At 66.7% G+C, this 10,159-nt stretch carries 7 protein-coding genes; 5 read left to right on the top strand and 2 right to left on the bottom strand.

All coding sequences use genetic code 11. From position 1 onward, the window contains the following. Positions 1–966: 966 nt before the first annotated feature. Positions 967–1,437, bottom strand: a complete 471-nt coding sequence (locus BUC15_RS13655; RefSeq protein ID WP_073189227.1) for an NUDIX hydrolase — start codon at positions 1,435–1,437, stop codon at positions 967–969. A 92-nt stretch (positions 1,438–1,529) separates the two neighbouring features. On the opposite strand from BUC15_RS13655, the gene BUC15_RS13650 reads away from it, so the two are divergent. From BUC15_RS13650 to BUC15_RS13640, 3 genes are all read left to right on the top strand, one after another. Continuing rightward, on the top strand, positions 1,530–3,305 hold the full coding sequence (locus BUC15_RS13650; RefSeq protein ID WP_217652251.1) for an acetyl/propionyl/methylcrotonyl-CoA carboxylase subunit alpha: 1,776 nt from the start codon (positions 1,530–1,532) through the stop codon (positions 3,303–3,305). Positions 3,306–3,423: 118 nt separating this feature from the next. Continuing rightward, positions 3,424–4,236 (top strand): hypothetical protein, encoded by an 813-nt coding sequence (locus tag BUC15_RS13645; RefSeq protein ID WP_073189224.1) that lies wholly within the window; start codon positions 3,424–3,426, stop codon positions 4,234–4,236. 125 nt (positions 4,237–4,361) lie between these two features. Continuing rightward, positions 4,362–6,035, top strand: coding sequence for an AMP-binding protein (locus BUC15_RS13640; RefSeq protein WP_073189222.1), 1,674 nt, complete (start codon positions 4,362–4,364; stop codon positions 6,033–6,035). 197 nt (positions 6,036–6,232) lie between these two features. Here BUC15_RS13640 and BUC15_RS13635 read toward each other — a convergent pair whose 3' ends face one another. Continuing rightward, positions 6,233–7,636 (bottom strand): NAD(P)H-quinone dehydrogenase, encoded by a 1,404-nt coding sequence (locus BUC15_RS13635; protein WP_073189219.1) that lies wholly within the window; start codon positions 7,634–7,636, stop codon positions 6,233–6,235. Positions 7,637–7,680: 44 nt separating this feature from the next. Here BUC15_RS13635 and BUC15_RS13630 point away from each other — a divergent pair, with 44 nt between their 5' ends. Then, positions 7,681–8,493: a purine-nucleoside phosphorylase gene (locus BUC15_RS13630; RefSeq protein ID WP_073189217.1), complete on the top strand. Its 813-nt coding sequence runs from the start codon at positions 7,681–7,683 to the stop codon at positions 8,491–8,493. Continuing rightward, entirely contained in the window at positions 8,493–10,157 is a 1,665-nt protein-coding gene (locus BUC15_RS13625; RefSeq protein ID WP_084189600.1) for a phospho-sugar mutase, read from the top strand. Before BUC15_RS13630 ends, BUC15_RS13625 begins: the two co-directional genes overlap by 1 nt. The last annotated feature ends 2 nt before the right edge of the window (positions 10,158–10,159 follow it).

Raw genomic sequence — 10,159 nt, 5'->3', positions numbered from 1 at the left:
TGATGGCCGAGGCTGCAACCCATGCCGGCCGCGACCCGGACCGGGTAAGCTTCGTCGCCGCACTGCGGATCACCCGCCAGACCCTCGCCCACCCGGGTGCCTTTCCCCCCTGACCAGCACGGCCGCGACAGCCCCGGCTGGCTCGACTTCCTACGCCGCCTGCTCCGCAGGCTCAACCCAGAGCGGCGGCGACGCGCAGCACCGCACGTCGTGAAGAGGAAGTACACCAAATGGCACGTCAAACGCGCCGCCCACGCCACCTGGCCCCAGCCCGGCGACACCACAACCATCCACGTCCAACGCTGTTAACTGAACGGTATTGCGACTAGCTGGGCTTTACGCTGGCGACGACCAGGTCGCTGGTATCCGCCACGAGCCACTGGTGTCCGCGAAGATCACCAGCACCGGGCGGGACGAGGGACGAGCGCGGCAAACCCCGCCACCGTCCAGTCGCCGACACCAGCGACGTGTCCTCGTCACCACCGCAATGACCTCGACACCAACCTAAATGCGCGTCACCAACGATCTGTCGTCGACACCAACCCAAAGGCGCGTCACCAACGATCTGTCGTCGACACCAACCCAAAGGCGCGTCACCAGCGATCTGTCGTCGACACCAACCCAAAGGCGCGTCACCAGCGGTATACCGCTGGTGACCAGCAAGATCACTGGTATCCGCCACAAACCACTGGTGTCCACGATCACCAGCGCCCGGCGCCCCGAGAGACGAGCGCGGCAAACCCCGTCCCTCAGTCCGCGTTCCCGCCAATCGATGCGCCGTCGCCACCAGCGCAATGTCGTCGACACCAACCTAAAGGCTCGTCACCAACGATCTGTCGTCGACACCAACCTAAATACGCGTCACCAGCCGTATACCGCTGGCGACCAGCAAGATCACTGGTATCCGCCACAAACCACTGGTGTCCACGATCACCACCAGCACCGCGGCACCCTTGACTCAACCAGCTACAGGTGGAACACCACGTCCCGCGGATCCTCCAAGGCGATCCGGACCATCGCCTCCAACCGCTCCTGCCGAGGTGTCGGCAATTCTGAGACGTTGAACCAGCCGACTTCGGTCGACTCCTCGTCACCGACGTACGGCTCACCCGATACCCAACTCGCGCGGAATCCGTGGTCGAGGTAGCGACACCTGTCGCCATTGGCGTAGACGATCTCCTCGGTGACGATCGTCCACAGCAACCGGTCGACCTCAATCACCACGCCGGCTTCCTCCTCCGCCTCACGCACTGCCGTCTCGGAAGGCAGTTCGCCCGGATCGACGATCCCGCTGATCGGTGACCATTCACCGGTGTCGGCGCGGCGCACCAGGAGCACCTCTTCGCCCCGCAGCACCAACGCGTTGGCGCCGAGCAGCCAGAGTGGGGCGTGCCCGATCCGGCTTCGGAGGTCGATGATAAAGGGTGGTGTTGGCATGATGACAACGATGGCACAACCTTTTGGACCAGACGACGCGACAGGGCCGGGCGAGCACTAGACTCACCGTTGTCCGAAGCCAGGAGGAACAAGTGGGCAACGAAGCCATCTCTAAAGTTCTGATCGCCAATCGAAGCGAAATCGCCGTGCGTGTCATCCGCGCCGCGCGAGATGCGGGAATTGGATCAGTCGCGGTATACGCAGATTCCGACGCCGAAGCGCTCTTCGTGAAGCTGGCCGACGAGGCGTATGCACTCAACGGGGCCACGCCGGCCGACACATACCTGAACATCGAGAAGCTGCTGAGCATCGCCGAGCGGGCCGGGGCAGACGCCGTGCACCCGGGCTACGGGTTCCTGGCCGAGAACGCGGAGTTCGCCCGTGCCGTGATCGACGCCGGGCTCATCTGGATCGGCCCCCCGCCCGCCGCGATCGAGTCGCTGGGCGACAAGGTGCAGGCCCGCCACATCGCCCAGAAGGTGGGGGCCCCACTGGTTCCCGGCACCGCCGACCCGGTAGCCGACGCGGCCGAAGTCGTCGCGTTCGCCGAGCAGTACGGGCTGCCGATCGCGATCAAGGCAGCATTCGGCGGCGGCGGCCGCGGCCTGAAGGTGGCCCGCACCCTGGACGAGGTGCCCGAAATGTTCGAGTCGGCCACCCGTGAGGCCGTGACGGCGTTCGGCCGCGGCGAGTGCTTCGTCGAGCGCTACCTCGACAAGCCACGCCACGTCGAGACCCAGTGCCTCGCAGACAGCCACGGCAACGTCGTCGTGGTCTCGACGCGTGACTGCTCGCTACAGCGACGCCACCAAAAGTTGGTGGAGGAAGCCCCTGCACCGTTCCTCACCGATGACCAGGTGGCCAGGCTCTACCAATCCAGCAAGGCGATCCTGCTCGAAGCGGGATACGTCGGCGCGGGCACCTGCGAGTTCCTGGTCGGCCTGGACGGCACCATCTCGTTCCTTGAGGTCAACACCCGGCTCCAGGTGGAACATCCGGTGTCAGAAGAGGTGACGGGCCTAGATCTGGTCCGCGAGATGTTCCGCATCGCCTCGGGTGAATCGCTCGGCTACGACGACCCGGAGGTCCGGGGCCACTCGATCGAGTTCCGCATCAATGCCGAAGACGCCGGGCGCAACTTCATGCCCGCGCCAGGCACGCTCACCAAATGGCACGCACCCAGTGGCCCAGGCATCCGCGTCGATGAGGGGTACCACGCCGGGATGACGGTCCCTGGCGCGTTCGATTCGCTGGTCGCCAAGGTGATCGTGACGGGCGCCACTCGGGAACAGGCCATCCAGCGGTCCCGCCGCGCCCTTTCGGAGCTCCAGATCGAGGGCATGCCGACGGTCGTACCGTTCCACGAGGCCGTGCTGCTGGACCCCGCCTACACCGCTGCCGCCGGCTCGTTCGACGTTCACACCAGGTGGATCGAGACCGAGTTCACCGGTGAGATCGCCCCGTACTCCGGGGTTCTTGGGGAGGACGAGGGGCAGCCCGAACCGGAGATCATCACGGTCGAAGTCAACGGGAAGCGGGTCGAGGTCAAGCTCCCGGGTGGGCTCGGGGCCCGCTCAAAGCCCACCAAGGGGTCCCAGCGGCCGACCAAGCGCGACCGGGGCGGCAGCAAGGTTTCGGCGCCGAGCGGGAACTCCCTCACCACCCCGATGCAGGGCACCATCGTCAAGGTCAACGTCGAAGAGGGCCAGACCGTGGCTGAGGGCGACGCGATCGCCGTCATCGAGGCCATGAAGATGGAGCAGCCGCTGAAGGCGCATCGCGACGGTGTGATCGCCTCGCTCGCGGTCGCCGCCGGTGACGCGGTCACCGCCGGCCAGGTGCTCTGCGAGATCGTGGACGCCGAGTAGAACAATCCGACACCCCGGCGCGCCCACCGCCGGGGTGTCGGCTGGCCCCGATCGGCCCGTGCTTGCGCGACCGCCTACCCTGGTAGTTAGCTGGGCGACGGGACTTGAGGTGATGGCAATGTTCGGCGGACTTTTCACGATGCTGTTCATCTTCGTGATGATCTCCGTGATTCTGGGGGCAACCAGAGGCAACCGGCCGCGCCTGGGGGACGGCGGCTATCCGCAACAGCCTCTGGACAGATACCCCGGCCAGAACCCAGGTCAACTTGGTGGGCCGGTGCAGCCCTTTCCGCTGCAGCAGTTCGGGCAGCCCTACGGTGACCCTTCCGCCCGCCAACCGATATCGCAAGGCTCACGGGAGGCTATCGACCGCGACATCACGAGCTTCGGTGAAGAGTTGCGCGACCTCGACCTCGAGGTCGTCGGGCTCCCCCTGGATGAAGCCGCGGAGGCCGACTACACGGCCGCTTTGGACGCCTATGACGGTGCCAAGCAGCAACTGAGCACGGCCACCTCGAACGCAGATGTGAAACGGATCGCTGAGATCATGGAAGGCGGAAGGTACTCCGTCGCCTGTGTCCGTTCCAGGGTGAAGGGTCTTCCCGTCCCCGAACGCCGCCCACCTTGCTTCTTCGACCCGGCGCACGGGGTCTCCGTCGCCAACGTTTCCTGGGCCCCCCAAGGCGGTGCGGCGCGGGAGGTTCCTGCCTGTGCGGCCGACGCGCAGCGCATCCGAACCGGGCTCGACCCGTCGATCCGTATGGTCTACGCGGGCCAGCGTCAGGTTCCCTACTGGGAGGACCGGCAGCACGCGGCGTGGGCCCAGGGCTATTACGGCCGCTACGACACGGACCCCGCGCTGCGTTCCATCACGCATGGGGCCCTGATGATCGGCGGGTTCTCACTCCTGATGGGCCTGCTCGACGACTGAGCCATCTGTCGGATTCCCACAAAGCACCGGGCAGAACTCAGGGTGCGGCCAATGGGGGGCCCGCATCATCGGGGATGTAGCGTGAGACTAACCTACGGTTGCGTAGGTTAGATGTGAGGAATCATATGAACGCCGTTACCGAAACGATCCGCACCGCCCGTGACCAACTGCTCGGCCTCCGGGGAGCAGGCGACCTAGCAAGGGCAGAGTTCAAGTGGCCGGACATCTCCGGCCCCTTCAACTGGGCCATCGATTGGTTCGACGAGATCGGCAGGGACAACACCCAGGTGGCGCTCTGGCTGCGCGATCTCGATGGCAACGATGCGCGCTACACCTACGCCGAAATGGTGCGACGCTCGGACCGGCTCGCCGGCTGGTTGGCGGGCCTCGGCGTGGGCAAGGGCGACCCCGTCATGCTGATCCTCGGCAACCAGGTCGAACTCTGGGACTCGATGCTGGCGGTGATGAAGCTGGGAGCCGTCGTGCTCCCCACCGCCGAGGCGTTGCAGTCGTTCGACCTGGAGCAGCGGGTACCCCGCGCCGGCGTCAAGGCGGTCATCTCCAATCCGGCCGACGAATCCAAGTTCGACGCCATCGACGGCCTCATCACCGTGACCACCGGGCCGTCCCATGACCGCTGGATCTCCATCGCTGCGGCCGAGGACGTCCCGGCTGAGCCCCGCCCCGTCGTCACGGACGCCACAGACCCGTGCCTCTACTACTTCACCTCGGGCACCACAAAGGACCCGAAGCTCGTTCCCCACACGCACCTGACCTACCCGGTGAGCCACCTTTCGACGATGTACTTCATCGGAGTGCGCCCGGGAGACATCCACCTCAACATCTCCTCCCCCGGCTGGGGCAAGCACGCGTGGTCCAGTTTCTTCTCGCCCTGGTTGGCCGAGGCGACCGTCTACAGCTACGCCTACGAGCGTTTCGACGCCCTCGACCTGCTGCGCGAGCTGGAGGACCGACAGGTCACCACCTTGTGCGCCCCGCCGACGGTGTGGCGCATGATGATCAAGGCCAACCTCGGCGAGAAGCCTTCGTCGCTGCGTGAGGCGGTGGGCGCGGGCGAGCCGCTGAACCCGGAGGTCATCGCCGCCGTCCAACGCGCCTGGGGCCTTACCATCCGCGACGGCTACGGCCAGACCGAGACCACCTGCACGATCGGCAACGCACCCGGCGAGGAGGTCCGGCCCGGTTCCATGGGTCGCTTCATGCCGGGCGTCCACATCGAGATCATCGACCCCGACACCGGGCTCGAGTCACGGCAGGGCGAGATCACCCTCCCGCTCGACCCATGGCCATTCAACCTCACCCCCGGATATCTCGACGGCTCCCAGACGGCCCAGCCCGATGGCCGGTACCACTCGGGCGACCTCGTGACGGTCAGCGAAGACGGATTCGTGACCTACGTGGGTCGAACCGACGACGTGTTCAAGGCTTCGGACTACAAGGTCTCCCCCTTCGAACTGGAGTCGGTGCTGATCGCGCACCCGGCGGTGCTGGAGGCCGCCGTCGTGCCGGCCCCCGATCCGCTGCGGCTGGCCGTCCCGAAGGCCTACGTCACGCTGGCCGCGGGCTTCGAGCCGACCGCGGAGACGGCTCTTGCCATCCTGCGCCATGCGAAGGAGAACCTCGCGCCTTACCTGAGGTTGCGTCGCATCGAGTTCACAGAACTCCCGAAGACCGTAAGCGGCAAGATCCGCCGTGTGGTGCTCCGTGCCCGCGAGCACGACCCGGCCGCAGTGATCGACGACTTCCGCTACGAGTCCTTCCCGGAGTTGCGGGGCTGATTCGCCCGGGGTCACGTCGGCGTTGAGCACTATCCAGGGTTCGATTGATGGAACAGCACGTTTGAGCGTTCAAGACGTCATCGAACCCGAGATAGTGCTCAACGCTCAGTTCAGTCGGGGCGTGTGACGACGCGATCGCTGCCGAAGGGCGAGAACGAAGTCTCATGGTCTGCCGCGATCAGGTGCGTTCAGAACCCTCAGTTCGTGAGGATCGCCCCTTCACGGTGGTGGAGGCGGCGGGCCGCCTCCGCCAGCGAACCCGACATCGACGGGTAGACGGTGAACGCATGGCTGAAGTCGTCGACGTTGACCCGCTGGGCGACCGCCAGGGAGACGGCGTGGATCAGCTCGGACGCACGGGGCGCGACGACCACGCCACCGACGATGATGCCTGTCGTCGGCAGGCAGAAGAGTTTGACGAACCCGTCCGTGAAGCCCTGCATCTTGGAACGGGCGTTCGATCCCAAGGGAAGCAGCATCGAGGCGACACGGATCTCCCCCGCGTCGACCTCCTTCTGCGAAACCCCGACGGTGGCCACCTCAGGGGTGGTGAACACATTCGAGGAGACCAGCCGCAGATCGAGCGGCGTCACGGCATCGCCCAAGCTGTGCCACATGGCGACCCGACCCTGCATCGCGGCGACCGAGGCCAACGCGAACACGCCCGTCACGTCGCCTGCCGCATAGATGTTGCGGTTGCTGGTGCGCGAGACCCTGTCCACGACGATGTGACCGCTGGGCGACAACTCGACCCCCGCCTCCTCAAGGCCGATGCCCGAGGTGTTCGGGATCGAACCGACCGCCATCAGGACGTGGGACCCGTGGACCTCCCTGCCGTCGGCCAAGGTGACGACAACGCCCGCACCCTCACGCCTGGCGGCGACTGCCCGGCACTGACTCATGATGGTCATGCCGCGCCCCTCGAACGCCTTCTGCAGCACGGCTGCCGCGTCCTGGTCCTCGCCGGGTAGCACCTGTGTGCGGGAACTGACCAGCACCACGTCGCACCCGAGGCCGTCATAGGCGGAGGCAAACTCGGCGCCGGTGACGCCCGATCCGACCACGATCAGCCGCTCGGGCACCTCGGTCAGGTTGTATACCTGCTTCCAGTTGAGGATCCGTTCCCCGTCGCACGGCGCAGCGGGCAACTCGCGCGGCGTGGTACCGGTTGCGACCAAGATGATGTCGGCGTCGTAGCTCTCCTCGCCTTCTCCCGTCCCGACCACCACACGGGAGCCCCCGTCCAGCCGGGCGGTACCGCTGACGATCCGCACCTCCTCCTGAATCAGCCGCTGTTTGATGTCGTGGGACTGGGCGCGAGCCAGTTCGAGGACGCGCCGGTTCACTTCCTCCAGGTCGACCCGGACGACATCGGCGACGTCGGCAGCGGCGATGTGGAGGCCGAGCTGCCGGGCGCTCTCGATGCGGACCATCACCTCCGCGGTCGCGATGAGCGTCTTGGACGGTACGCAGTCGCTGAGGACGGCCGCCCCACCCAACCCGTCGCGTTCTATCAAGGTGACCTCACCGCCCAACTGGCTCGCAACCAGGGCCGCCTCATAGCCGCCGGGTCCACCACCGATGATCACAACTTTGGTCACGGGTCCATCCTTCCACATCGCCCCTTGCCAGGTGGGCGCCCACTATGCTGAATCGGGTGAAAGACGACGCAGCGACGCTTGCGGCGGAGGCCGCGGCCTTCCTCCGCGACCACTTCAGGCAGGACAGCATCGATCTGGCCCTGGTGCTCGGGTCCGGCTGGGCGTCGGGCGCGGACCATCTGGGCGAGCCGCTAGGAGAGATCGACCTGGAGAAGGTACCGGGATTCAGCAAACCAGTCGTCAGCGGCCATGGCGGTCGGCTGCTCCTGGTGCGCACCAGTGGTGGCCGGGTGGCCGCGATCTTTACGGGCCGCACCCATTATTACGAGGGGCACGGCACCGCCCCTGTCGTACATGGCGTACGCACCGCCGCCTCCTGGGGCGCCCACACGCTGGTGTTGACCAACGGCTGCGGCGGGCTCAACCCCGAGTGGCCGCCGGGGACGGTGGTCCTCCTGAGGGACCACATCAACCTCACCGGCGACACGCCCATCACCGGTCCGACATTTGTGGATCTCTCCGAGGCATACTCCCCCCGCCTGCGGACGGTCGCATCGCAGGTCGACCCGTCTCTCCCCGAGGGCGTGTACGTGCAGTTCCGCGGGCCGCAGTATGAGACACCGGCCGAGGTCCGAATGGCGGGTATCCTCGGTGGAGACCTCGTCGGGATGTCCACGGCACTGGAAACCATCGCCGCCCGCGAGGCCGGGCTTGAGGTACTCGGCCTGTCCCTGGTCACCAACGCCGCGGCAGGGCTGAGCGCAGGCAACCTCAGCCATGCGGAGGTGCTGCAGGCCGGGCGCGACGCCGGGCCAAGGCTCGCTGAACTACTCGCTTCGATCGTAGGAGCCCTGTGATGGATGAACTGCTCGAGCAGGCAGCCGCCTGGCGTGACAAGGACATGGACCCCGAAACCCGGGAACAACTCGACCACCTGATCGTCCAGGCCCAGGCCAACGACGAACTCCTTCGCGACGCCGCACAGGCCGAATTGGCCGCTGCCTTCGCCGGTCCTCTCCAGTTCGGCACAGCAGGGCTGCGCGGCCAGCTGGGGCCCGGCCCCGCCCGCATGAACCGCGTCGTCGTCACCCAGGCCGCGGCCGGATTCGCAGCCTGGCTGAAAGCCGAAGGCCACGCCGGGGGCAAGGTGATCATCGGACACGATGCGCGCCACAACTCGACGGCCTTCGCCGAGGACACCGCGCAGATCATGGCCGGCGCCGGTTTCGAGGTCCTGTGGACCAACCAGCCGATCCCGACCCCCGTCGTGGCGTTCGGCATCCAGCACTTCGGCTGCGTCGCGGGAGTCGTCGTGACCGCGTCCCACAACCCGGCAAGGGACAACGGATACAAGGTGTACCTGGGCGACGGTTCGCAGATCGTGCCCCCGACGGACAACGAGATCGCCCACAGAATCGCCACGGTCGCGGTCGGTGACTGGGAGGCGCTGCCCCGCGGCACCTCCCGCAGCGACGTCACCGAGGACCTGCTTGCCGCCTACATCGCCCGGGCCGCCTCGCTGTACCCGGCCAAGGCCCCGAGGGAACTCACCTGGGTACACACGGCGATGCACGGTGTCGGGGCCCTCACCGTCCGCAGCGTCGCAAACACCATCGGGCTGCCTCCCGCCAGAGAGGTCGCCGAGCAGGCCGAACCGAACGCAGACTTCCCGACGGTGGCGTTCCCGAACCCCGAGGAAGCAGGAGCGATCGACCTCGCCCTGGCTGCCGCCCGAAAGGAGCAGGCCGACGTGGTGATCGCCAACGATCCCGACGCCGACCGTTGCGCGGTGGCGGCGGTGGTCGACGGCGAATGGCGGATGCTGACCGGCGACGAACTCGGCTCGCTGCTCGGCGACGACGCGCTCCGACGCAAGGTCCGAGGGACCTACGCAAACTCCATTGTTTCGTCGACGCTGCTGGGCCGGATGGCGCGAGCCGCGGGCAGCCCGCATGTGACGACGTTGACCGGATTCAAGTGGATTGGTCGCGTGCCTGACCTGGCGTTCGGCTACGAAGAGGCCATCGGCTACTGCTGCGATTCGCAGGCGGTACCTGACAAGGATGGCATCACGGCCGCGGTCAATGTGTTGCGGATCGTCGCGGAACTCAAGGCGAAGGGGCTAACGCTCTCCGATCGGCTCAATGAGATCACCAGGACCCATGGGCTGACCTCCACCTCCCAACTGTCGGTCCGGGTCGCCGACCTGTCGCTGATCGCCGAGGCGATGACCAGATTGCGTGCCAACCCACCCACCGAACTGCTGGGTGAACCGGTCACGGTGGTAGACCTCGCGGCGGGCGCCCATGGCCTGCCTCCGACTGACGGCGTCGAGCTGGCAGGCGCGAGCCTGCACGTCGTGGCACGCCCGTCAGGCACGGAGCCGAAGCTGAAGTGCTACCTGGAGGTCCGGCTGTCCTCCGACGGTTCACAGGACGTCGGGGCAGCCCGCGAGTTGAACGCGCGCAGGCTGGCCGCTCTGCGCGCGGAGATGGCTGCGGCGTTGGGGGTCGACGCCTGATT

The sequence above is a fragment of the Tessaracoccus bendigoensis DSM 12906 genome (assembly GCF_900141915.1).
Classification (GTDB): Bacteria; Actinomycetota; Actinomycetes; order Propionibacteriales; family Propionibacteriaceae; genus Arachnia; species Arachnia bendigoensis.
Note: the sequence above shows the minus strand (reverse complement) of the source record. Positions and strands in the feature narration are given on the sequence as shown.

Bases quoted from the DNA above. Each gene is read 5' to 3' on its own strand.
- BUC15_RS13655 (WP_073189227.1), bottom strand. From the start codon at position 1,437: ATGCCAACACCACCCTTTATCATCGACCTCCGAAGCCGGATCGGGCAC.
- BUC15_RS13645 (WP_073189224.1), top strand. From the start codon at position 3,424: ATGTTCGGCGGACTTTTCACGATGCTGTTCATCTTCGTGATGATCTCC.
- BUC15_RS13640 (WP_073189222.1), top strand. From the start codon at position 4,362: ATGAACGCCGTTACCGAAACGATCCGCACCGCCCGTGACCAACTGCTC.
- BUC15_RS13630 (WP_073189217.1), top strand. From the start codon at position 7,681: ATGCTGAATCGGGTGAAAGACGACGCAGCGACGCTTGCGGCGGAGGCC.
- BUC15_RS13625 (WP_084189600.1), top strand. From the start codon at position 8,493: ATGGATGAACTGCTCGAGCAGGCAGCCGCCTGGCGTGACAAGGACATG.